This window comes from Alkalimarinus coralli (assembly GCF_023650515.1).
Lineage (GTDB): Bacteria > Pseudomonadota > Gammaproteobacteria > Pseudomonadales > Oleiphilaceae > Alkalimarinus > Alkalimarinus coralli.
The window spans coordinates 1,307,404-1,330,264 of record NZ_CP096016.1 but is presented as its reverse complement, the minus strand read 5'-3'; the positions used below and the strand labels follow the sequence as shown (position 1 = coordinate 1,330,264).

The 22,861-nt window shown below is 45.5% G+C and carries 20 protein-coding genes; 7 read left to right on the top strand and 13 right to left on the bottom strand.

The window, feature by feature from the left end; all coding sequences use genetic code 11:
* The first annotated feature begins 34 nt into the window (after window positions 1-34).
* The 5 genes from MY523_RS05875 (at window position 35) to putP (ending at window position 8,554) form a co-directional block, all read left to right on the top strand.
* Window positions 35-787: a pseudouridine synthase gene (locus MY523_RS05875; RefSeq protein WP_250657866.1), complete on the top strand. Its 753-nt coding sequence runs from the start codon at window positions 35-37 to the stop codon at window positions 785-787.
* 334 nt (window positions 788-1,121) lie between these two features.
* Window positions 1,122-2,549 carry a wax ester/triacylglycerol synthase family O-acyltransferase gene (locus MY523_RS05870; protein WP_250657865.1) on the top strand — a complete coding sequence of 476 codons (1,428 nt, stop codon included), beginning with the start codon at window positions 1,122-1,124 and terminating at the stop codon, window positions 2,547-2,549.
* A 230-nt stretch (window positions 2,550-2,779) separates the two neighbouring features.
* Window positions 2,780-3,529 carry a helix-turn-helix domain-containing protein gene (locus MY523_RS05865; RefSeq protein WP_250657864.1) on the top strand — a complete coding sequence of 250 codons (750 nt, stop codon included), beginning with the start codon at window positions 2,780-2,782 and terminating at the stop codon, window positions 3,527-3,529.
* 253 nt (window positions 3,530-3,782) lie between these two features.
* A complete protein-coding gene (putA, locus tag MY523_RS05860) occupies window positions 3,783-6,998 on the top strand; it encodes a bifunctional proline dehydrogenase/L-glutamate gamma-semialdehyde dehydrogenase PutA (RefSeq protein ID WP_250657863.1) in 3,216 nt (1,071 codons plus the stop codon).
* A 29-nt stretch (window positions 6,999-7,027) separates the two neighbouring features.
* Window positions 7,028-8,554, top strand: a complete 1,527-nt coding sequence (putP, locus tag MY523_RS05855; RefSeq protein ID WP_250657862.1) for a sodium/proline symporter PutP — start codon at window positions 7,028-7,030, stop codon at window positions 8,552-8,554.
* 54 nt (window positions 8,555-8,608) lie between these two features.
* Here putP and MY523_RS05850 read toward each other — a convergent pair whose 3' ends face one another.
* The gene (locus MY523_RS05850; protein WP_250657861.1) at window positions 8,609-9,406 is read right to left on the bottom strand and encodes a DUF1338 domain-containing protein; all 798 of its coding nucleotides are present in this window, start codon (window positions 9,404-9,406) and stop codon (window positions 8,609-8,611) included.
* A gap of 82 nt (window positions 9,407-9,488) precedes the next feature.
* A complete protein-coding gene (gene astA, locus MY523_RS05845) occupies window positions 9,489-10,505 on the bottom strand; it encodes an arginine N-succinyltransferase (protein ID WP_250657860.1) in 1,017 nt (338 codons plus the stop codon).
* A gap of 145 nt (window positions 10,506-10,650) precedes the next feature.
* Between astA and MY523_RS05840 the strand changes: the two genes are divergently transcribed.
* Window positions 10,651-11,076 carry an Lrp/AsnC family transcriptional regulator gene (locus MY523_RS05840; RefSeq protein ID WP_250657859.1) on the top strand — a complete coding sequence of 142 codons (426 nt, stop codon included), beginning with the start codon at window positions 10,651-10,653 and terminating at the stop codon, window positions 11,074-11,076.
* 32 nt (window positions 11,077-11,108) lie between these two features.
* Here MY523_RS05840 and MY523_RS05835 read toward each other — a convergent pair whose 3' ends face one another.
* The 4 genes from MY523_RS05835 to cspE all read right to left on the bottom strand — a co-directional run bounded on the left by MY523_RS05835 (window position 11,109) and on the right by cspE (window position 15,536).
* The gene (locus MY523_RS05835) at window positions 11,109-12,044 is read right to left on the bottom strand and encodes a LysR family transcriptional regulator (RefSeq protein ID WP_250657858.1); all 936 of its coding nucleotides are present in this window, start codon (window positions 12,042-12,044) and stop codon (window positions 11,109-11,111) included.
* A gap of 292 nt (window positions 12,045-12,336) precedes the next feature.
* The gene (locus MY523_RS05830) at window positions 12,337-13,932 is read right to left on the bottom strand and encodes an isocitrate lyase (protein WP_250657857.1); all 1,596 of its coding nucleotides are present in this window, start codon (window positions 13,930-13,932) and stop codon (window positions 12,337-12,339) included.
* A gap of 524 nt (window positions 13,933-14,456) precedes the next feature.
* Entirely contained in the window at window positions 14,457-15,179 is a 723-nt protein-coding gene (locus MY523_RS05825; protein ID WP_250657856.1) for a patatin-like phospholipase family protein, read from the bottom strand.
* A 150-nt stretch (window positions 15,180-15,329) separates the two neighbouring features.
* On the bottom strand, window positions 15,330-15,536 hold the full coding sequence (cspE, locus tag MY523_RS05820) for a transcription antiterminator/RNA stability regulator CspE (protein WP_250657855.1): 207 nt from the start codon (window positions 15,534-15,536) through the stop codon (window positions 15,330-15,332).
* Window positions 15,537-15,900: 364 nt separating this feature from the next.
* On the opposite strand from cspE, the gene MY523_RS05815 reads away from it, so the two are divergent.
* The gene (locus MY523_RS05815; RefSeq protein WP_250657854.1) at window positions 15,901-16,758 is read left to right on the top strand and encodes a PA4780 family RIO1-like protein kinase; all 858 of its coding nucleotides are present in this window, start codon (window positions 15,901-15,903) and stop codon (window positions 16,756-16,758) included.
* A gap of 45 nt (window positions 16,759-16,803) precedes the next feature.
* On the opposite strand, the gene MY523_RS05810 is transcribed toward MY523_RS05815, so the two are convergent.
* The 7 genes from MY523_RS05810 to MY523_RS05780 form a co-directional block, all read right to left on the bottom strand.
* A complete protein-coding gene (locus MY523_RS05810; protein WP_250657853.1) occupies window positions 16,804-17,196 on the bottom strand; it encodes a hypothetical protein in 393 nt (130 codons plus the stop codon).
* Between the two features lie 81 nt (window positions 17,197-17,277).
* Complete coding sequence (locus tag MY523_RS05805; protein WP_250657852.1) at window positions 17,278-18,855, bottom strand: succinylglutamate desuccinylase/aspartoacylase family protein; 1,578 nt, start codon at window positions 18,853-18,855, stop codon at window positions 17,278-17,280.
* A gap of 2 nt (window positions 18,856-18,857) precedes the next feature.
* Window positions 18,858-19,799, bottom strand: coding sequence for an alpha-L-glutamate ligase-like protein (locus tag MY523_RS05800; RefSeq protein ID WP_250657851.1), 942 nt, complete (start codon window positions 19,797-19,799; stop codon window positions 18,858-18,860).
* 14 nt (window positions 19,800-19,813) lie between these two features.
* Entirely contained in the window at window positions 19,814-21,340 is a 1,527-nt protein-coding gene (locus tag MY523_RS05795; RefSeq protein WP_250657850.1) for an inactive transglutaminase family protein, read from the bottom strand.
* A gap of 24 nt (window positions 21,341-21,364) precedes the next feature.
* The gene (locus MY523_RS05790; protein ID WP_250657849.1) at window positions 21,365-21,877 is read right to left on the bottom strand and encodes an ATP-dependent zinc protease family protein; all 513 of its coding nucleotides are present in this window, start codon (window positions 21,875-21,877) and stop codon (window positions 21,365-21,367) included.
* 231 nt (window positions 21,878-22,108) lie between these two features.
* Window positions 22,109-22,417, bottom strand: coding sequence for a putative quinol monooxygenase (locus MY523_RS05785; protein WP_250657848.1), 309 nt, complete (start codon window positions 22,415-22,417; stop codon window positions 22,109-22,111).
* A gap of 56 nt (window positions 22,418-22,473) precedes the next feature.
* Entirely contained in the window at window positions 22,474-22,833 is a 360-nt protein-coding gene (locus MY523_RS05780; protein WP_250657847.1) for a MerR family transcriptional regulator, read from the bottom strand.
* Window positions 22,834-22,861 lie beyond the last annotated feature (28 nt).

Here is a 22,861-nt window from a genome sequence, read left to right as displayed (position 1 = left end):
TCTGATCAATTAAACCAACTTATATGGCGAAGATGTGACAACTGAGCAAGAAAAGCTAGAGATTATATATAGAGATCAATATCTTATTGCAGTAAACAAGCCTTCTGGATTGCTCGTTCACAAAAGTCCGATAGACAAACATGAAACGCGCTATGCAATGAAAATCGTCAGGAATCAGATTGGGCAGTGGGTCTACCCGGTACATCGGCTAGACAAACCAACTTCGGGCTTACTGCTATTCGCATTAACGCCCGACATTGCCAAATATGTCAGCGACCAGTTTGCGCTCAATTCAATAAAAAAGGCCTATCTTGCCGTGGTAAGGGGATATACGCCGCTAGGGGGCATTATTCGGCATCCACTAAAAGAAACGGCAATGTTCAAGCATCAAAAAAAACGGATCGAGAAGAAGGAGCCCCAAGACGCACTCACACTATTTAGGCGGTTAGCGATTTCCGAGCAGCCATACTCAATCGGCCGATACCCTTGCACACGCTACTCTCTCATTGCGGCTTATCCAAGAACAGGGCGAACTCACCAGATAAGAAAACACCTCAAACACATCAGTCACCCTATCATTGGGGATGCCAAGCATGGAAAAGGTAATCTGAATAGAGCATTTACCGAGCACCATGATAGCCAGCGTCTCCTTCTCGCAGCTATTGCAATAACCCTGACACACCCCGTCACCCATGAAACGCTTCACCTACAAGCCCCCCTTCACAACGACTTCCAATCTGCGTTATGTGCCTTAGGTTGGAGCAATGTAAAAATTCCTGCGATGTAACAAGCGTTGGATTTCCATTGTAATGTCGTTGTATTACCGCTGCTGTACCGTTGTATTGCTAAAACAACTCACTAAAACATTAAGCATGCCATAGATAATTTCGAAGCATTGGCGCGCAGTGTCAATAACCATTTCTTTTGGTCAATACCTCAATATCTAATCGCTTTAAAATACTGACGATTACGATAATTCCAACTATCTTGGATAGACAGAACTCAATTTGTACTCGCACGAGCGTAGGCAAGCCCAAATGATGTTCAGCCTAGACTGGCCAATAACTTGTGTAAACGCAGTCAGCATCCTCGATAAATAAGCAGATCAGGAAACTCAGAGAATGGATAAAAGGCGCTACCTTTCAGTTGTCGATAATGGCTTTTTAATTACAGAAACCCAAAACAGCCCTAAACACATAGCCGGTTTGCAGATCTATCAAAAACCCGAAAAAGCGGCTGGTGATTTCGTGAAGAACCTCGTCGACACCTGGTCGAAAGAAGATGATGCCTGCGCGCCCTACAACCTTAAGATAAATACCGACAACCCCCTATCGCCCTACTGGGAAGAGGATAAGACATTCACGGCACGCGAGCATTTGGAATATGTGCAACTGGAAAAAGGCAGCCGGGAAGAACTTTATTCTCTGATTTCAGGGCTCCACGAACCCAACCTTGATCGTTCAAAACCACTTTGGCGCTGTTTCTTTATTGATGGGCTTTCCAAAGACAGGTTCGCTATCTATTTTAGCTTTCACCACAGCGTGCTGGATGGCATCTCTGCCGGGAAGATAATGGAGCGAAGCCTTAGTGCAAAAGCATCACAAACGGGCCGTCCTCCTTTCTGGGCGATGAAAGATAACCCATACAATAGAAAGTCATCCCGCCCGAAACCAACATTCATGAATAAGGTTTCCAGTATCGCGAAAGGCAACGTTAGAGCGGCATACGGTTTATCCCGAATATCAACACAGCTTTGCCTGGAAGCGATGGGCCTCACGAAAAATGCAGTCTCATTGCCGTTCACGGCAGCCTCTTCACCTCTAACGGGGAGCGTAACATCCAAACGGGCCTTCACTACGGCATCTCTGCCTCTGGATCGAGTGAACCACCTTAGAAAGATCACCCGCAATACATTGAACCACATCGCGCTGACGTGCCTCGATGGAGCCTTGCACCGTTACCTCGAATACATCGGTAACCCGTTAGATGGAACATTAACCATCACTATGCCTGTCAGCCTCCGTAAAGAAGATGCCAAAGTGGGTGGTAACCAAATTGGCCTGGTCACCACAAAACTGGCACCGAAGACCGATGACCCTGTCATCAGGTTGCGGGAAATAGGTGTGTCATTGCAGGCCATTCGACACCAGATTGACGACTCACCGGCAGTCAGCATTCAAGCCTACTCGCTGGTTACCAATGGGTTGGCTCAGCTCGCCGACTCGGCCAAGATTATCGGGCTAGTTCCCCCTCTTTCGCATACCATTGTGTCAAATGTACCAGGCCCCAAAAACGCCCTATATCTTGAAGGCGCTGAGTTATTAGGCTGGTATCCGGTGAGTACCTTGGGGCCTGGGCACCGTCTAAACGTGACGATGTTCTCTTACAATGGCAAGCTGGATTTTGGCATTATTGCTGCGTCAGATTACCTACCAGAACTTAACAGACTTGGGCGTTTTATTTATGAAGAGTTTGAAGAGTTAGAAAAAGTCATCATGTCGCCCGATATGGGAACCGAACTGCTCGCACAAAAGCGCACGACGACATAATCTAAACCATAATCTAAACCATAAACTACAAACATATACGACCCAGAACTATAGGGTGTGCTCGCACCCTATATATTTGACTATTTGTTTATGATCTCAACGCACCATAATGGCATCGAAGGTCGATGCTCAGTCACCCGTGATTAAAAGGAGTTTGTGTAAGTATTACGAACAGACTAACATTAGAGTGATCACATTTTAACCACCCACTCTAAGATATGACAATTTAGATGATCGACGCAGAGATTTTACAATTACCAAAGCAAAGCAATCGACATAACCACCGGTTTAATCAGCTAATTGTGGGCGTCAGCGGATCAACTAAATTTGAAGTTGAAGGGCAAAGAAATACAGTTGATGCCTGGCAAGCGTGTATCGTTCCATCGACCTATAATCATTACTATTGCGGCATTGAAGAAAACCGCATATTGGTGTTGAACCTTCCGATGGGGCAGAATGGTTTTATCTCTCCAGACATCGTAGAAGCATTATTTGATCAAGCGGGCTACCTAAAACTGGACAACCGGTTGCAGCAGCTCATTCAATATGGCGCTAGGGAAATAGAAACGTATCCTGAAGATACGCTGCTTGCCGGGCACATCGCCGCCAGTTTTCTACATGGCATACACCACCGCCAGCAAAAACCACCTCAACGCAAAACAACAAAGAAGCTGGATTTGGCTTACCTGGACGCGTTCATTGAGAACCAGCTAGAGTCTCGCATTAGCATTCATCAATTAGCCCAGTTATCGCACCTTAGCCCCAGCCACTTCCAACGCCTATTCAGAGAGAGTCAAGACATCTCACCTCACCAATATGTTCTCCAGAAGCGCTTAAACAAAGCACAGCAACTTTTGCACGATAGCTCAACCTCTCTATGTGAAATCGCACAACAGTGCGGTTTTTCGAGCCAGGCAGCAATGAGTAATAGCTTCCGAAAATACCTAAACATCACGCCTGGACAGTTCCGGCGTCAGTAAAACTGCGCTCGGGTAGGCTCTAATGAACACCCGTAAAATTTGTCAATTTTGGTACATTTCTATAAAAAAATAGTCATTTTCTGTAATACAAAAGAAACATCAAACGTTAGATTTAAAAAATCTAACTCGAATAAGAAGCAGCATTACCACAGTCATAACAGAAGTAATGGGTTCACTATTCGTTCAAATTAAGACACCCCCCTGCCATTTTCGCAATAGCATTAGCAGGCTTGAGTCGAGATAGGAGCTAACGATGTTCAACGCTACAGATGCACTTAACGACCAGTTCACTCAACAATCTCCCGCTGAACTCAAACACGCTATCTCACCCAATTACTGTGTCGACGAAAATCGCTATCTGGAACAGCTATTGGAGCTTGCCAAAACACACAGCGTACAGAACCAATCGATAAAAGAGGACGCAACAACCTTAATTGAGCAAGTGCGCGATCAAGATGGCTCTATTCATATGATCGATTCTTTGCTGCTGGAGTACAGCCTGGATACCCAAGAAGGTATTCTATTGATGTGCCTTGCCGAAGCATTAATGCGAATACCCGATGCCGAAACAGCCGAAGCATTGATTTGCGACAGACTAGGTATTGCAGACTGGAAAAAGCATCTTAAAAAGAGCGAATCCGTACTGGTAAACGCGGCAACCTGGGGGCTGATGCTAACAGGAAAAGTGGTTATTTTAGATAAGAAATTGGATGGAACGCCATCAAACGTAATAAACCGCTTAGTCAAGCGCTTGGGTGAATCAGTTATTAGAAAAGCCATGCATCAAGCGATGGCCGTAATGGGCAAACACTTTGTATTAGGGCGAAATATCGACGAGGCATTTAAAAATGCGCGTAAAAATATCAACAGTGGATATACCTACTCCTTTGATATGTTGGGTGAAGCGGCCCTCACCCGCGCGGATGCCGACAAATACCTTCAAGATTACCTAACGGCAATCGCTTGCGTTGGTAAACATAACGCAAGCCATACTGATAAAGAGAATAGAAGTAAGATTCTGTTACCCTCGGTTTCAATAAAGCTATCGGCCCTGCATCCTCGTTATGAAGAAGGCCAAAAGCATCGCGTCATGACAGAGCTTTATCAGAGTGTACTAACGCTTGTAAGGGAGGCTCGGAAGCTAGATGTGGGTATCACCATTGATGCGGAAGAGATGGACCGGCTTGAACTCTCGCTCGACTTGTTTGAAAAGCTATACCAGTCTGACGAAGTCAGGGGCTGGGGGAACTTTGGCCTGGTCGTGCAGGCATACTCTAAACGCGCACTGCCCGTATTAACCTGGCTTGCCGCATTGGCTCGAGAGCAAGGGGATCTCATACCGCTTAGGCTGGTAAAAGGGGCCTATTGGGATAGCGAAATCAAGTTATGCCAGCAAGAAGGCCTTTCTGAATACCCCGTATTTACCCGAAAAGAAGCAACCGACGTATCCTATCTTGCCTGTGCCCGTTTTTTATTCAGTGATGCTGCTAAAGGTCGAATTTATCCTCAATTTGCGACTCACAACGCCCATACTGTCGCAAGCATAAAAAACCTGGCAACACACGACGATTATGAGTTTCAGCGTCTGCACGGAATGGGTGACGCGTTGTACAACATCGTATTAAACAAAGATTCCAAGTTTAATGGCTCTAACAATGTTCGCATTTACGCACCTGTAGGTGCGCATGTTGACCTTCTCCCCTACCTGGTTCGCCGACTACTGGAAAATGGTGCCAACTCTTCATTTGTGCACCGTTTGGTTGATGCCAACACGCCCATCTCCAGCCTGGTTCACCACCCCGCCGACGTGTTGCAACAACAAGCGCCTTTGAGGAATGAAAAAATCCCTCTTCCGGCTGATATCTTCGGCGCTGATCGTAAAAACTCTGCAGGAATTAACATCGACATAAATAGTCAGTGCAAGCCTTTTAGCGACCAGATAAACGCTTTCATGACCCAGCAATGGCAAGGGGGCGCAATCATTGGTGGAGCACTCGTAACGGATAATAAATCAGTTAAAGTCAGAAGCCCATATAAGCAAAGCAGCCTGGTCGGCGAAGTCTACTGGACAGATAAAACGGGCGTCACAAAGGCGATTGACGCGGCCCACTCTGCGTTTGAGAAGTGGAATAAAGTCCCCGTAGAGGCGCGAGCGCATTGCCTGGAGAAAATGGCTGATCTAATGGAATCTAACACACCAGAACTCATTGCCTTGTGCCACCGCGAAGCTGGCAAGATTATTCAAGACAGCATTGATGAGATACGCGAAGCGGTCGATTTCTGTCGTTATTATGCCTGCCAGGCTCGCTCTCAATTTTCAGCACCACTGGTTATGCCAGGCCCAACAGGAGAATCCAACGAACTATATCTGGAAGGCCGTGGCGTATTTGCATGCATTAGCCCATGGAATTTCCCGCTAGCCATATTTATCGGTCAAGTCGCCGCCGCACTGGTAGCAGGCAATACCGTTGTTGCAAAACCTGCAGAACAGACGACGCTGATTGCAAGCCGAGCGGTAGAACTAATGCATAAAGCAGGCGTTCCGCAGGACGCTCTCCACCTGCTTGCCGGCGAAGGCTCTGTAGTAGGTAATGCCATCACACAAGATGAACGTATTGCGGGCGTAGCATTTACCGGCTCCACCAACACGGCGCTCAGGATTAACCGCAGTTTGGCGGCACGTACAGGCGCTATTGCACCATTAATCGCCGAGACCGGTGGCCAAAATGCGATGATCGTTGACAGTACTGCACTCCCCGAACAGGTCATTAAGGATGTGGTGCAGTCGGCATTCAAAAGCGCAGGCCAACGTTGTTCTGCACTACGGGTTTTATACCTGCAGGAAGATGTCGCACCACGCATGTTGACCTTGTTAAAAGGGGCAATGGCAGAACTCAAACTTGGCGACCCGTCTCTGCACGAAACCGACATTGGCCCGGTGATAGACGAGAATGCCCAAAAAATGTTGCGCGATCACATCGATAAAATGCGAAACTCCGCGACCCTTATCTATGAGACAAGCATGCCCGCAACATTAAGCAGCGAATGTTTTATTGCGCCTATAGCATTCAAGATTGACAACATGGCGCAGTTGGAAAAAGAAAACTTTGGCCCAGTCCTACATGTCATTACATACAAAGCCAGTGAGTTGAATCAGGTGATTGAGCAGATAAACAACTCAGGCTATGGACTCACATTAGGCATTCATACTCGAAATGAGACCACTGCCAGCTATATTGATAGCAAAGTACATGTAGGAAACGTCTATATCAATAGGAACCAAATTGGCGCAAGTGTCGGTGTGCAACCATTTGGAGGACAGGGCCTTTCAGGCACCGGACCGAAAGCCGGTGGCCCCCGTTACCTAATGCGTTTCGCCACAGAACGAACCCGAACCATCAATACGACGGCGGTTGGCGGAAACGCGACACTTTTGTCATTGGAAAGTGAACAAGTTACCGATCATTAAAACAAATATAAAAGTAAGAGAGGTTTAATATGATAGAAAACTCAATAGTCGTCACGGCGACCTTCATCCTGTATCTGTTAATGATGCTGGCGATTGGTTATGTTGCCTACCAGCGAACCACGAACTCTTCAGACTACTTTCTTGGTGGACGTTCACTAGGCCCGTGGCCCGCCGCGCTGAGTGCCGGGGCTTCCGATATGAGCGGCTGGCTCTTATTGGGGTTACCAGGCTATGCGCTGGCATCGGGCTTTGAAGCTTTTTGGTTAGCCGGAGGGTTGCTGACAGGATTCTGGTTGAACTGGTTGGTGACAGCCAGGCGGCTAAGGGTCTATAGCATCATATCCAATGATTCGCTGACGTTACCTGAGTTTTTTGCCAACCGCTTTCGCGACAACAGCAAATTGCTACAGCTTGTCTCTGCGTTTTTTATCTTGTTGTTTTTTCTTTTCTATACCAGCTCAGGCCTCGTTGCAGGAGGCAAACTGTTCGAGACCGTATTCGGTTTGGACTATACATGGGCCGTTATCATTGGCACCCTATGTGTGATCTCATATACGCTATTTGGCGGTTTTCTAGCCGTGTCCTGGACAGATCTGGTGCAAGGCCTTTTAATGGCCGCAGCATTGCTGATCGTCCCCATTATCGCAATGCAAAGCAATGGCGGATTCAGTGCGGTGTTTGATGGAATGGAAGCGAGTAACCCGCACTTTCTCAACATGTTTACTGATAACAAAGGTGAAGCCCTATCGGCCATCTCGATTATTTCACTCGTTGCGTGGGGGTTAGGTTATTTTGGGCAACCTCACATTTTGGCACGTTTCGCTGCGATTAGATCAAATAAGGACATCCCTACCGCACGCCGAATATCTGTAACATGGTCTGGCTTGAGTCAGATAGGTGCGCTGTTTGTTGGTTTTGCCGGTTTGCTTTATGTAAATAGTACAATGGGTGGCCAAATTTCGGATTCCGAGAAAATTTTCATGTTGCTGGTTAATGCGCTATTTCATCCGGTTGTGGCGGGTATCCTGCTGGCCGCAATTCTGGCTGCGGTAATGAGTACAGCCGACTCGCAGCTTCTGGTCTCATCATCAGCGTTGGCAGAGGATTTTTACAAAGTACTGATCAATAAGAATGCATCACCCAAACAGGTTGTGACGGTAGGTCGTTTGGCTGTCGTGCTAATATCCGTCGTCGCACTCGCTTTGGCCTTAACACCTGACAATACAGTACTGGGTCTGGTTTCTTATGCATGGGCTGGATTTGGTGCCGCATTCGGCCCTGCACTGTTGTTATCCTTATACTGGAAAAGAATGAATCGAAATGGCGCGCTGGCAGGTATTTTAGTAGGTGGCGTTACCGTCGTTGCCTGGAAACAACTCAGCGGCGGAATTTTTGACTTATACGAAATAGTGCCCGGATTCCTGTTCAGCAGCATCGCTATTGTCATTGCCACACTGGCAACTCAAGACCCCATCGGGGAGATTGTCACCGAGTTCGAAAAAATGAAACAGGAACTGGACAATGACGGTGTCATTGAGGTCTCCAGACGGCACTAAGCTGGCCTCAACCTGAGCCGCCTCTTGCCGATATGAGGCGGCTAAACTGTATGTCTAACGACTATGGGTACTCTCAAAGATCTTATCAGCCGATGCGGCCACAAACCCTTGATATAATTCGCCGCACTTTTGGGGGTAACGGTACGCAAATTCATAAAAGCAACCGGGTATTTTCTTTTCCTGATCAGAAAACACCATCTCGTGCATGTCTGCCAGGGTTGCAGATTGCTCCAGCATAACCTCAGGCGAGCCTTTTATTTCGCCACCCGAAGTATTGAGCAAAAACTGGTTTTCTTTTAGTACGCCGTTGACCTCGGCCAGGGTCGAGTAATCTTCAAGATCATTTACACTCACAGTGAAGTGGTTCGCCCTAAAGCCAAACGCGGCTAACCAGGCGGCGTACTCACTTTCATTAAGCAGATCCAGGTAATCCTGATAACTCACCTTCCAGTGTGTTCCAGAGTATAGGAAGCTGCTATCGCAAATAACGTTAGAGTCCATCTGCGAAACCAACGTTTTTACAATGCCATTCAATTTATCAGAGCATTGCTCAAGACATAGCTCACTAATAAACACCTTGGGCAGGCGTTTATTCGGGTGCTCAAAATGTTTCGCTTTCAGCTTTTTCGCGTCAAACGTATATTGCCCCTTTTCTTGGTACCCCATTTCTTCAAAAAAGGCTGCCAAAATTCCCAGGTTAATATTGGGCAAGTTAAACGTACGAAAAGCCACATGATCATTAATGATATCTTTACCTGAACCCAGCACGCTGTGAATTTTTTGTGCTGAAGGGGTAATCTCCAGGTAGTTAGCCCACAACTTCTCAAAAAAATCATTCACTTTTTGACTCATAGATTTACTCTCAGCTATTTAAAATATTGGACTTTAGCCGAATACTCTCCGGCTTAAAGGTATATATTTTTCAGACTCAGCACTAAACGGGCACAGCACTGACAATATCGCCTTCGTTTATCTTTAAGGCCGATGCAGTCGGCTGGTCTATAACGGCATAGCCGGTTTTGTTATCAACTAACAGGCTTGATACCGTGGCTCGATAGGACTCAACTTCAAGATTGGAGAGGATATAAGGGCTACCTGAGTCAGCGTGACCTATTCGGACGTTAAACTCTTTGCGCTGCGTTACCGTCACGATATCTTCAGTCTTTGCTTCAACAGTAGGCCCAGCATCAAAAATATCGACATATCCTCGGAACGAAAAACCCTCTCGCACAAGCAGCTTTAGCGCAGGCTTGGTTTGTTCGTGAACCTTACCAATGACAGCTTGAGCTTCAGGACTTAATAAACTGGCGTAAATTGGATACTTCGGCATTAACTCCGCGATAAATGACTTTTGTCCCATGCCGACTCGGTGAACGGCATCAGGGAATTCCATCGAAAAAAAATGCTCCTGTAGCCATGACCAAAAAGGAGAACGCCCCTGCTCATCAGACACACCGCGCATTTCAGCGACTACGGTATCCGCAAACCTGGCTCTGTTTTGAGCGATAAACAAGTAGCGAAACCTGGATAGCAAACGCCCATTAAATCCCTGGCGCGCTTTTTGACTTAAAAAAAGCGTACAGATTTCAGTTGCGCCAGTGTAGTCGTTACCCAAAGTAAGAATATCTACCGTGTTATAGACATTTAGCTCGTTGGAATAATGAGTAACCTTGCCCTGGTGATAGTGGTAAAACGGGTCTCGAAGACCAACTGACGACTCAATTCCACTGGTACCCACAACTTCATCGGTTTCTGCATCAGCCATTACAAAAAGATAGCCATTGTTATCCATTGAGGAACTGGGCGACAAAAATGCGCGTTCAGAGCGCCTGATTTTAGCCTTAAGTAACCCTTCGTCTACTGGCAACGAGGTAAACCCGTGACCGGACTCAATCGCTATTTTATGCAGCGACGGGTAGTCGTCTTGTCTAATTGGTCTAATAATCATCATAGGCGTTACGTTCAAGAGCTCATTGTTCAAGTTTATTGCCGCCTAGTTTATCGAACGCTGTGACCGTATTTAATAAGCTGTTTTTTCGAATTAGCACTACAATTAGACATATTAACGACGAAAAACATCAATATGACGAATAAATATGAAACCAGTTGACCAACGACTACTATCATTATTGAAAACAAATGCCAGGATGAGTACATCTGACCTGGCACGAAAACTCGATCTATCGCGTTCAACAATACAAAGCCGAATCAAGAAGCTAGAGCAAGAAGGGATAATTAAAGGGTATACCGTAGTATATGGGGATGAGTATCAGAACCGCCTCGTTTCTGCTCATGTATTAATAAAGGTGATGCAAAAACTGACGGTAAAAACCAACAATGCTCTCAAAGAGATGCCCGAACTCTCAGCTTTGCATGCAATTAGCGGGGATTTTGACTTAATCGCAATATTGAAGACAGAGTCAACTCAGGAGCTCAGTCAGATATTGGATAGAATTAGCAATCTGGAAGGTGTGGAGCGCACGAATTCATCGGTTATTCTAGAGACAAAATTCAGCCGTTAAACGGGTTATATTACTTACCCTGGGCTGTTATGTCAGTGTTCGTTGTTCGCTACATCAACAATCAACCTGCGCAACCACTGGTGACCCGCATTATGATGAAGCAGAGGGCTCCATGCCATTTTAAGGTCAAAAGCAGGAATTGAAAAGGGTGGCTCCTTGGAAACCAGCTTGGAGCTTTCGCTCTTGAGCCGTGCAGCCTTGCTCGGAAGCGTTGCTATAAGATCATGCTGTTGAGCGAGCAGCATAGCAACCTGGTAATGGCGGGTAAATACACTAATATTACGTTTGGCACCAATTTCATTTAGCGCTTCATCCACCCAACCCAGCCGCTGAACGTCTTTAGGGTTCATCCCCACCCCGACACCAAAACCTGTTTTACTGACCCATATATGGCTCGCAGCAAGGTAATTCTCAAGGGTAAAGTTATCTGCAATATCATTATCAACATTCATTAGGCAGGAGAACGTATCGGTCCAAATTGTTTTTTGGTGAAATGATTGAGGCAATGTGTCGAAGCGATTAATTGCCATATCAACCCGCCCCTGCTCTACATCTTCGAACGAAACATCACTCGGCGTTAACACATCAAGAGTGACATTGGGTGCGCGTTGACGGACGACACTTAGCACAGAGGGTATAAGCGTGGACTCAGCGTAGTCACTGGCCATAATGCGAAATACTCGACTGCTATCCAGATCAAAACCTCGATCTGGCTGAATAACTTTTTCGATATTAAAGAGAATTTCCCGTACCGCAGGCTTTAGCTCTAATGCCAGCTCAGTCGGTGCCATGCCATCCGTCGTACGCACTAACAGCGGGTCTTCAAATAGCACTCGAAGGCGCTTTAATCCGTTGCTCATCGCAGGCTGTGTGATGCCCAAATGACTCGCAGCCTTGGTCACATTCTGCTCGCGCAGTAACACATCAAGATGAATTAATAGATTAAGATCTACCCGACTGATATCCATTACCGACCACTGCTGAAAGATATTTTAAATGATGTAACATTTTAAAAACGCTATAGCCTACCACCCTAACATTCACAAAATAAATAGTAAATCAAAACCCCATATATATTTAATATACTTTAGTATCAGTTTTGCTACCGCATCGACCTTTCATCTATTTATGCCAGCTATAGACAATAGATGCAGATCGTAGACAACAAAAAAGGCCGAACACACAATGTATTCGGCCTTTTTATAAACACTTCCGGTTAAATAACGCTAACCGGATAACTCAATTCTTTTATAACGAGTATTAAGAGAATTGGTTAGATGTGTTTTTAGCGCCACCCGCTTTAAGCGCGTTTTCACCAGCAAAGTATTCTTTGTGGTCGTCACCAATGTCAGAACCTGACATGTTCTGGTGCTTAACACATGCGATACCCTGACGGATCTCTTTACGCTGTACGCCAGCAACGTAACCAAGCATACCCTGCTCACCGAAGTACTCTTTAGCCAGGTTATCAACAGACAGTGCAGTCGTGTGATAAGTAGGCAGAGTGATCAAGTGGTGGAATACGTTCGCTTCACGCGAAGTATCTGCCTGGAAAGTACGGATGCGAGCATCAGCTGCTGCAGACAACTCAGAATCATCGTATTCAGCAGACATAAGGTTAGCGCGGTCGTATGCAGACACGTCTTTACCTTCTTCAACCCATGCATCATAAGTTTGCTGACGGAAGTTCAATGTCCAGTTGAAAGATGGAGAGTTGTTATAAACAAGTTTCGCGTTAGGGTGAACCTTGCGAACTTCGTCCATCATACCCTTGATTTCGTGAACAGTCGGTACTGCAGTTTCAATCCACAGCAGGTCTGCACCAGCGTTGATAGCTTCGATACAGTCAAATACGCAACGCTCATGGCCAGTGCCTTCACGGAACTGATACAAACCAGATGGAAGACGCTTAGGACGAACAAGCTTACCATCACGGCTGATTAGTACATCACCAGGTGCAGTTTCTTCTGGAGTAACTTCTTCAACATCAAGGAATGAGTTGTAAACGTCGCCCTGGTCACCAGGCTCTTTAACAACAGCGATTTCTTTAGTTAGGCCAGCACCTTCAGAGTCAGTACGAGCAACGATAATACCGTTGTCAACACCCAGCTCAAGGAAAGCGTAACGTAGTGCACGTAGCTTAGAGTGGAAATCAGCATGAGGAACAGTCACTTTACCGTCCTGGTGACCACACTGCTTCTCATCAGCAACCTGGTTTTCGATCTGAAGTGCACAAGCACCTGCTTCGATCATCTGCTTAGCCATCAGGTAAGTCGCTTCTGCGTTACCGAAGCCAGCATCGATATCTGCAACAATTGGCACAACATGAGTTTCGTGGTTGTCGATCTTGTCTTGGATTTCAGCTTCAAGAGCAGAATCGCCAGCTTCACGAGCCTTGTCTAACTCACGGAACAAACCGCCAAGTTCACGTGCATCAGCTTGACGCAAGAATGTGTATAGCTCAGCAACCAAAGATGCAACAGACGTCTTCTCGTGCATAGACTGGTCAGGAAGAGGACCGAAGTCTGAACGAAGAGCTGCAACCATCCAACCTGAAAGGTATAGGTACTTACGCTCAGTAGAACCGAAGTGCTTCTTAATAGAGATCAGCTTCTGCTGACCTACGAAACCGTGCCAGCAACCCAAAGACTGAGTGTACTTAGTCTTATCAGCATCGAAAGCTTCCATGTCTGCACGCATAATGTTTGCAGTGTACTTCGCTACGTCTAGACCAGTTTTGAATTTGTTCTGAGCACGCATACGAGCAACAGATTCTGGGCTAATTGCTGCCCAAGAGTCGCCAGCAGCTTCAACTACTGCAGCAACTGATTTGATTTCGTCTTGATAAGCTGACATAGATCAATCCTTCATTTGAGTGTAAATGTATCCAGTCGTCTACAAATCACTTAACAACCCTTAGTCAACTATGTCGGTACTTATCAAAAGTACAACTAAGCAGCACTAATCAAACTGGGCTATAAAACAACTTTTAAGCGCCTGGCCTACCGGTGTTCTAATTTCAGGTGGGGATTCTAAAGAATAAGTAGCAATAAATAAAATATATAGAAAATATATCCAATATACATCTTATGAATATAAGTAATTACCTAGACGCTTTCAGATACATTTTGTCAGCCATCAAAAATAGATTTAGCATTAACATATTATCTTAATAGATTGTTTAATCTGGCATTATTAGGGCTAGCCTTCATAAAATCACCACGTTAGAAATATAATTTCACTGCCAACCAGCTCACATAAATTAATAATTTTTAACAAATCTTACAGGAATATTCATTCAATTAGGTATCAAGTTTCGGCCTGCTGGATAGCATTGTAGACCTTTCTTTCTTACTACCCACCTCAATAACTTTCCAGGCTTAATCCTTATCCAGCGCTTGTCGTGTTTGCTCTCTTGCGAACTTAAAAGCCGCTTTGCCCTGCTCCAGATCATTCGGGCCGACCCTGGGAATGCCATTAATTGCTAATGACTTCATGTTATTCCTGCTTGGTATGGTTAAAGCTGCACTGTTTTTTCGGCGCCAAGGTGAGCGAGATACTATATGATGATAAAAAACTCTCTCCTGCTCACCGACGCCCTTTAACCCCGCTCGATCTTTGATGCCGCCGTCAAGGTAATATCGGTTATCAACACATACTGGCTGAAATAGCAGCGGAAAAGCGCAAGATGCTGATATTACATTCTGAATGGCCCCAACCGTTAAAACATGAGTATCCAAACTTGCTAAATCAAACGCAGAGAAAGCAGCGGGCACCCGACACTGCTCCAACTTATCAACCTTACATACATCAGAGACGATTTCTCTAAACTTTCGCCCCTTCAACAATCCAAAGCCTAAACCGGGATCCCAAAAATCTTCCTTGGTTAAACTGAAAAGCCTACTTTTAAGCTCCTCCACAGAACAACCTGAAGCCCAACAGCCCCCCACTAGAGCACCAGCACTTGACCCAGTCACCTTAGCAGGCAAAAGATCTTCACTTTCCAGTACTGACAACATTCCAGCATGGGCAAAAAAACTAAAGAAACCCGACGACATGCTCAGTGTAAAAGGCTCGGCAGCAAGCCATTCGCGAAGAGTCATAACCACTCCAGTTACAGGGACTAATCAACTACAAATTTGTTCCAAAAAAAAAGGCAAGACCTTAAGTCTCACCTTTTTTTCGCGCTTAACTCGTTAAAGTTTAAGCTAGGTCATTGTTCTTTTATGAACAACGCCTTATAGCACTTTAAATTAAAGCGCTACGATGTTTTCTGCTTGAGGTCCTTTCTGACCTTGAGTTACAGTGAACTCAACTTTCTGACCTTCAGTCAAAGTTTTGAAACCAGAGCTGTTGATAGCGCTGAAGTGAGCAAATACGTCTGGACCAGACTCTTGCTCGATAAAACCAAAACCTTTAGATTCGTTGAACCACTTAACTGTACCAGTAGTAGTAGACATATTAATATCCTAATAATTCAATTTGTAATTTAGACATTTACTCTTAATTGAACAAATGTCGATCTGGCTGAAATGTAATGCTATTACTTATGAAATCAGGACGAGCTACTAATACGAGACATCGAAATGGTGTGCATAAATATAAGACGTTCTTTCAAGCTGATGAGTATTATATAGGGATTCAGCATATAGTCAACAGTGATCAGCATATAAGCGATCACTATGGCTGGTCAGTGATTTGCTTTTATTTCAATATATTAACGTCATTACGAATTATATAGTAATAGGTACTGCAAGTAAGAGGACTCACGCCAAGCGCTACCCCAGTATTCCATCCAACGCCAATTTACTGTATAAGAGCGCTATGAAAACACCAAAGAGAATTCAACCCCTTGTCGAAGACGGGTTGGTGGATGAAGTCATCCGTCAACTGATGAGTGGCAAAGAAGCCACAGTGTATGTTGTGCGTTGCGGATCAGAAATTCGTTGCGCCAAAGTCTATAAAGAAGCCGCCAAGCGCAGTTTTAAAAAGGCTGTTCAGTACCAGGAAGGACGAAAAGTACGAAACAGCAGACGCGCTCGCGCGATGGAAAAGAACTCTTCATTTGGTCGCAAACAACAGGAAGAAATTTGGCAAAACGCTGAAGTCGATGCACTTTATCGTCTCGCCAGCGCTGGCGTTCGCGTTCCTCAGCCTTATGGCTGTTTTGATGGCGTTCTATTGATGGAACTCGTCACAGACGATGATGGAGACGTCGCACCGCGTTTAAACGATGTTGAGATGTCAGCTGAACAAGCCAGAGAAGACCACGCAACAATTATGCATTACGTCATGCTAATGCTATGTTCTGGATTGATACATGGTGACCTGTCAGAGTTTAACGTACTGGTAGATGACTATGGCCCTGTGATAATCGACCTGCCTCAAGCAGTCAACGCCGCAGCAAACAACAACGCATATTCCATGTTGGAACGAGATATTGAAAACATGACCACATACTATGGTCAATTTGCACCTGATTTGAAGCAATCTCGATACGCAAAAGAGATGTGGGCATTATACGAAGATGGGAAACTAACGCCTGATACCAAGCTGACAGGTAATTTTGAAGAGGATGACTCTTTAGCAGATGTTGACGCTGTCGTTCAGGAAATAAAAGCAGCGCTTGCCGAAGAGAATGCACGACAAGAGCGTCTAAGAAATGCGGAAGAGCTAAACTGAGGTAAGGCTTCCGCATCCTGCAACCAAGAGCCCCACTAACTAGCTCTACCCTACCACTTCACCACGAACTTCCTTTTCAACCTTTCCGTTGCGAGCAAACCGCTTATTAATAAATTCGCCCCTATCATTTGGCGAGACACGACCATAAGCGGTGGATTTATCGAGCAAAAGCCCAACAGATGGTGACAGATAAAGTAATGATTTGAATAGGCTGGTAACAGCAGACAGCATCTGTTCCTGAGCCCGTTCAAGCTCTTGGTCTGCAGCCAAAAGTCTCTGCTCTGCACTCATGGAGTCCACATCGACAGCAACATCTTCTTCAGCTTTGGCAAACGCATTGCGTAACTTTTCAAGCGAAGCCTGTTGTGCTTTTTGCACTTCCAAGGCCACTGGATAAAAAATTGAGTTTGCGATACTGCTAATATGTTTGAAAATCACTTTATATACCTCCCGAAATCCTTATCCCAGTTAGACAGTGGTAATGCGGTAATAATGTCAAAGCGAGACACACCACACCTGTTACTCTACCGTTTTATCCGCTTCTTCATCCAGTTTATTTGGTTTCTCTTCAGCCGCCCTTCTGGATATATCTTTCTCAGACGCTTTAATCCCCAGATGATAGGCTGCAAAACCCGGCATAACCACTTGATTAACGGCCATACCGATAACGCGCCCCGTAAACGGGGCTGATATAACAGAGACGCTATTGGTAATAGGGTCAGTCACTTCACCAAGAACCTCTCCCTTCTCAACAGTATCTCCGAGCCCTATCTTACTGAACAGAATGCCGCCTCGTTCAGCCCTTATCCATACCGACTGATAGTAAATAGGTTCCGGGTCACCCCAACTGAAAAATCGTGAGTACATACCTTGACGATCCAAAAGACTATTAATACTTTTGACGCCACTTTCAACTTGTCCTTCTTGAAGCCTTAATGATTCGCCTATTTCCAGTGTCACTGCGGGTATCCCCGCCTCTACGGCTGCATGGCGGAGCATCCCCGGGCTTCCGGCACCATGAACAACAACCATTTCATCAAAATTTTCAGTGAACTTCACGACCAGCGGGTTACTCATATCTGCACGAAGTTGGGGTAAGTTTGTTCTCCTGAGCGAGCCTGTATGTAGGTCAACTAGCGCATCACAGTGAGCAATAACTTCATGGTACAGCGAATACGCAATACGGGACGCCAGACTCCCCTCTTCATCACCTGGAAAGTGGCGGTTCAAATCTCGACGATCAACCAAATACCTGGAACCCCGTTGAAAGCCTTGCAGGTTAACAATTGGTACACCGATAATACTACCACTTAACTTATCTGGGTTGATGTCATACATCACTCGCCTGACAACCTCGATCCCATTTAGTTCATCGCCATGAATTGCAGCAGTCAGGCAGAGCGTATTACCAGGATTTTTGCCATTAACAACAAGAACAGGTACTGGTAAGGTCAACCCGGTAATGGCCACTTCAGGCGACCATGCCAGCCGCGTTGAAGTTCCAGGAGGAACCTTCGCTCCAAGCAAAATCAGATCTTTAGCTTGCTGTTTGGCATCATCAGCGTCCTGTTTAGCGGACTCTGTTTTTCTATCAGACGGGACGTTAATTTCGGAAGACAGCTCCGCATCCGGCAAATCACTTTTCACCGTACCGTAAGAGTTCTCTTCACTTCCAACCAGTGCTTCCGAACCATCCTGAGCTCCTGGGGGCAACCCCTCGGTTTTACCTTGCAGGCTCTGCTCTACCTTTTCTGAACCTTGATCAGAAGCAACTGACTGCTTTTGAGTGTTTTTAGACTCATCATCGATTAGCACTTTCTTTTTGGGGCTGGTTTTTTTAACCTTTTCAACCACTTTGGGAAGAGGTGCAACCTCTTTAAGATCTACATTAGGGGCAACATAGCTAGCCGGTAGCTCTTCTTCCTGCTTAGCCATCTCAGGGCTCAGGTTCTCGCTAATCTCATTGTCAGCAGCAAGCAACGGCTGCCCCAGCCAGAAAAATAACAAAGCAACCCAAGCCACTCCTGACGGGCTGCTCAGTTGCACTATATTCTGCCGAAATAACAACTTTTTTATAAACGAATAATAACCCTTCATCGCTATAACCCTTCTGCTAACGCCAGACGTTCCTCAATACTTTTGGGAAGCTGCTTAATATTTTCTACTTTTTCAAGTTTCTTTAACAGCCCCGCCTGATTTGCCAACTGTACATTAAGGCCCGGCCGCGCATTCAACTCGAGCATCAGAGGCCCCAAATTACGATCCATCACAATATCAACACCAAGGTAACCTAGCCCTACCGTGTCAGCACAGTGCACCGCAATATTCAGTATCTGCCTCCAATGGGGTATCTCAATCGATTCAACAGAGTGTCCGGTATCAGGATGGTGAGTCAGTGTTTTGTCATGATGCACGCCAGAGCAGCTGACCCCACTGGCAATATCAACGCCAATGCCCATCGCCCCCTGATGTAAGTTTGCCTTGCCATCCGACTCTCTGGTTGGAAGCCGTATCATCGCCGACACAGGCACCCCCCTGAAAACGATAACCCTGATATCCGGCACGCCTCGAAAAATAATGTGCTCAAAAAAAGGATCAAATTGAACACAGTATTCAATAATAGCCTTATCAGGAATCCCCCCCAAGCTATACATTCCGCTAAGAATATTGGACACATGGTGCTCTAGGGATTCCAAAGTGATCGGTTCTCCACCAGCCTTACGAAAACCGTTCCCCATTCTGCCTGTCACGACCATAATCCCGTTTCCACCGCTTCCATGAACAGGTTTGATCACAAATTGACTATACGGCGCCAACATTTTTTCCAGATCTCTCAGTTGGTGCTGGATTTCAACAACGCCATATAGCTCTGGTACTGCTATCTGGTTTTTAAGAGCGAGCCGCTTAGTCAACAGTTTATTATCAACCAATGGATACAGGCGTCGAGGGTTGTAACGCATAATAAAGTCAGCGTTTCGCTTGTTCATCCCCATGATGCCTTTTTGGCGCAGTTTGCTGGGTGAGACAAACCAGCGTGGCATGCTCAACATTCCCATCATTTGTCCTCTGCAACAATAGCCCGAAAACGTCTCAGTTCAGATAAGCGATAACCAGTATAACGACCCATTAACAAACAAAGCGACAACACAACAAGTAACAATTCTGGGAAAACAAACATCGCGTACATTAACTGCTCGTTAGTCATCACGATATATCCAAGACAGGCTACAAACATGCTTCCCAAGCCTTGCAGCATCGCTTCTTTTGCGCCGTTCTCTTCCCAGACAATAGACATTCTCTCAATTGTCATGGCAAGAATAACCATTGGAAATAACGTCAGTGACAGAACCCGTTCAGCACCAAACTTGGTCGAGATCAAACTGATCAACACCATTAGAATAACCACAATGACTAATATTGATGCCAACCTGGGTATGAGCAACAGCATCATTCGCTCCAGGTAAAAGCGAATCATCAAGCCTAGAGAGACAATAACGGTGAATAAAAAGAGCCCCCAATATAATTGAGTTTCACGAAATGCGAGAGCAATCAATATAGGCATAAAGGTGCCAAAGGTCTTTAATCCTACAAATGTCCGCAAGAATACAACCAGAAGCGCCCCCAGCGGCACCATCAAAAGCAATCGGTATACATTTTGGTTCTGGACCGGCAGTGTCAGCAATGAAAAATCCGCAAACACGGAATCCATCTGTACCGCGCCCTGCCTTGCGATATCTATTAGTTCTTCGTAGGTTTTGGTTATTGAAAACTCAAGCTTGGCTTTCTTCCCACCTTCGAGTTCAAACAAGGGCTGGTTGCCGATCTTCCAGGCTAAAAAGTTAGAAGGGATACCCATCGCGCCGGATTCAGGATCATACGTTAACCACTTCTGTCCATTATGAACCTGTAACAACGGCTCTAGCACTGCACTATTGCTGGCATCAGAGACCCTCAGCCCCCACAAAACCCGTGACGGAATCCGAACACCCTTAAGTATCTCAATAATTTGTTCTACCCAGCTGTCACCCTTTCCCGCTCTATCTCTTATAAGCTTAACGTTCTCATTCGGCTGCTTAGCATTCAACTGCTGCAGTAGCTCGCGAGTGTAGCTTCCCACGTCTGCGGATTCTTTACGCACATCATCAAGAATTGCATGAATGGCTGAGGCGTAAGGTTCTTCATATTGGGGCGGTGTTGGGTAGCGAGGGACGGAGTTCCAACCCTGCTCCTGCTCGCTCCTCGATACAATCACACGATAATAAAGAGCTTGTTCTCCTTTCGCCCTTCGCACAGACCAGTCTGCGCGCCGGTTATCCTGAGACTTATCAATGACTAGACCAAAACGGCTTGATATAAAGTCTTCGTCAAGTTTAATAAACCCCGGTGTTACATCAGGTACATGAAAGCCCACTTTTGCTGGCCCTCCTTGTCCCTGAAACACCAACCTTGCTTGCACAGTCCACACTTCTGCGCTTTGCTGTGGCGTTATGGGTAGCCCCATATAATAAATTTTATAGGCAGCAATGCCTAAACCAAGGATCGCTAGCAGCAAAGCCCAGACCCTAACAACAACTTTATTCATTCGGGTGCACCTGTTTATTATGTTTTATTTACACTGTGGCTGTGTAAGAAATGTGGCACCCGAATCAACAACCGCGACGCCTTCCAGGAACTCTCTACCAAGCAAGACAGAGTATATGTATTCGGAACGGTCGGCGAGTGTAAACTCCGCAATATGGTTCTTGCCATCAAAGCAAAACGGGAGCTCTACCACCATGCGCTTGTCATGCACACCATCGTGGTTTTTGATTTTAACGCGACGGGAGCGTGGCGCGTCCATATCAATTTGATGAACCTTTCCATGTTTATCTTCTAACACCAGCGTGAAGGCGACCCAGTTCTCGCCATCCCGCTTAAACTTCTTTACATTAATAGCATGAATTGATGATGTTTTTGCACCGGTGTCCAGTTTCGCTTTGACTAAAGCAGGCTCTTTACCAAAGGCGATTAACTCAACCCAACCTGCAATAACTTTTCCTGACGGCTTGCTATCTGCCAAAACCGATGTTGAACCGATTAGTCCTATCAACACAAACAGCCCATACACCAATGCTTTCATAGCTAATATTCTCCTTAAGTAATAAATTTACACTAATAAAGGTTGGCAGAAGTGCACACGAAGGCACTTCACTAACATCGAAGAGCGACGCATTATACTCATTCTGCTCTGCGAGTCCCAACCCACCACTAATTTAGTCACTTAAGAGGAGAATTTAAAGTCAAACCAGGAGCTGGTTATCAGCCAGCACTCATTTATCGATGAGTACTGGCCAGTTATCAACGATCTGCGTTACTGTGTTGACGTTGTACAGACAATATCCGACTGGAAATATTGCACAATCTCAGTAAGGTCTAACTCAACATAGTCTTTTGTGTGCTGTTCAATAAAATGCTGCTTGAAAGCGGCTTCATCTTCAAACCTCTCCCACAGCAGGAAACGGTCTTTGTTCTCACTGCATTGATGCAGCGTAAACAAACTGCAACCTGGCTCCTTGAGTGTTTCTTCACATAGTTTTGTCAATGCAGCTTTTGCTTCAGAGATTTTATCCGTGTTTTTTACTCTTAACTCAGCAGTAATGTAGTAGCCTTTTTTAAACATCTTTTATGTCCTTTAAATTTAATAAGGGACAATGATGTTACAAGCTAGAGTAAACTCTAGGTCAAGCGTTCTTTTTCTTTATAGGCCTCAATCTTATACTCGACTATATCTAACTCATTTGTGAGCCTTTGGATATCTGCCTTTAGCTGTTGCGCATGATCTATCAGCATATTCTTCCTGGCTGATATGCTTGTATCACCCAATGACCTCAGGTCAGAGAACTGTTTGATTTTGTCGAGGCTCATTCCCGTCGATTTTAACCTCTGAATCCAGATAACCCAGTCAAGGTCATTGCCTGTATAGACTCTTCGCCCTGAACCGTTTCTAGAGATATTATTTAGCAGCCCTTCTTTCTCATAGTATCTCAAGGTATGAATGGACAGCCCTGTACGCTCCGAAATGTCTGATATGTACACGGAATCTCCTAGGTCTTTTATTAAACAA

Bases quoted from the DNA above. Each gene is read 5' to 3' on its own strand.
- MY523_RS05790 (WP_250657849.1), bottom strand. From the start codon at position 21,877: ATGAAAGCATTGGTGTATGGGCTGTTTGTGTTGATAGGACTAATCGGT.
- cspE (WP_250657855.1), bottom strand. From the start codon at position 15,536: ATGTCTACTACTACTGGTACAGTTAAGTGGTTCAACGAATCTAAAGGT.
- astA (WP_250657860.1), bottom strand. From the start codon at position 10,505: ATGATGATTATTAGACCAATTAGACAAGACGACTACCCGTCGCTGCAT.
- MY523_RS05805 (WP_250657852.1), bottom strand. From the start codon at position 18,855: ATGAAGGGTTATTATTCGTTTATAAAAAAGTTGTTATTTCGGCAGAAT.
- MY523_RS05815 (WP_250657854.1), top strand. From the start codon at position 15,901: ATGAAAACACCAAAGAGAATTCAACCCCTTGTCGAAGACGGGTTGGTG.
- putP (WP_250657862.1), top strand. From the start codon at position 7,028: ATGATAGAAAACTCAATAGTCGTCACGGCGACCTTCATCCTGTATCTG.
- MY523_RS05870 (WP_250657865.1), top strand. From the start codon at position 1,122: ATGGATAAAAGGCGCTACCTTTCAGTTGTCGATAATGGCTTTTTAATT.
- MY523_RS05865 (WP_250657864.1), top strand. From the start codon at position 2,780: ATGATCGACGCAGAGATTTTACAATTACCAAAGCAAAGCAATCGACAT.
- MY523_RS05800 (WP_250657851.1), bottom strand. From the start codon at position 19,799: ATGCCACGCTGGTTTGTCTCACCCAGCAAACTGCGCCAAAAAGGCATC.
- MY523_RS05840 (WP_250657859.1), top strand. From the start codon at position 10,651: ATGAAACCAGTTGACCAACGACTACTATCATTATTGAAAACAAATGCC.
- MY523_RS05795 (WP_250657850.1), bottom strand. From the start codon at position 21,340: ATGAATAAAGTTGTTGTTAGGGTCTGGGCTTTGCTGCTAGCGATCCTT.
- putA (WP_250657863.1), top strand. From the start codon at position 3,783: ATGTTCAACGCTACAGATGCACTTAACGACCAGTTCACTCAACAATCT.
- MY523_RS05850 (WP_250657861.1), bottom strand. From the start codon at position 9,406: ATGAGTCAAAAAGTGAATGATTTTTTTGAGAAGTTGTGGGCTAACTAC.
- MY523_RS05830 (WP_250657857.1), bottom strand. From the start codon at position 13,932: ATGTCAGCTTATCAAGACGAAATCAAATCAGTTGCTGCAGTAGTTGAA.
- MY523_RS05835 (WP_250657858.1), bottom strand. From the start codon at position 12,044: ATGGATATCAGTCGGGTAGATCTTAATCTATTAATTCATCTTGATGTG.
- MY523_RS05785 (WP_250657848.1), bottom strand. From the start codon at position 22,417: ATGTTTAAAAAAGGCTACTACATTACTGCTGAGTTAAGAGTAAAAAAC.
- MY523_RS05825 (WP_250657856.1), bottom strand. From the start codon at position 15,179: ATGACTCTTCGCGAATGGCTTGCTGCCGAGCCTTTTACACTGAGCATG.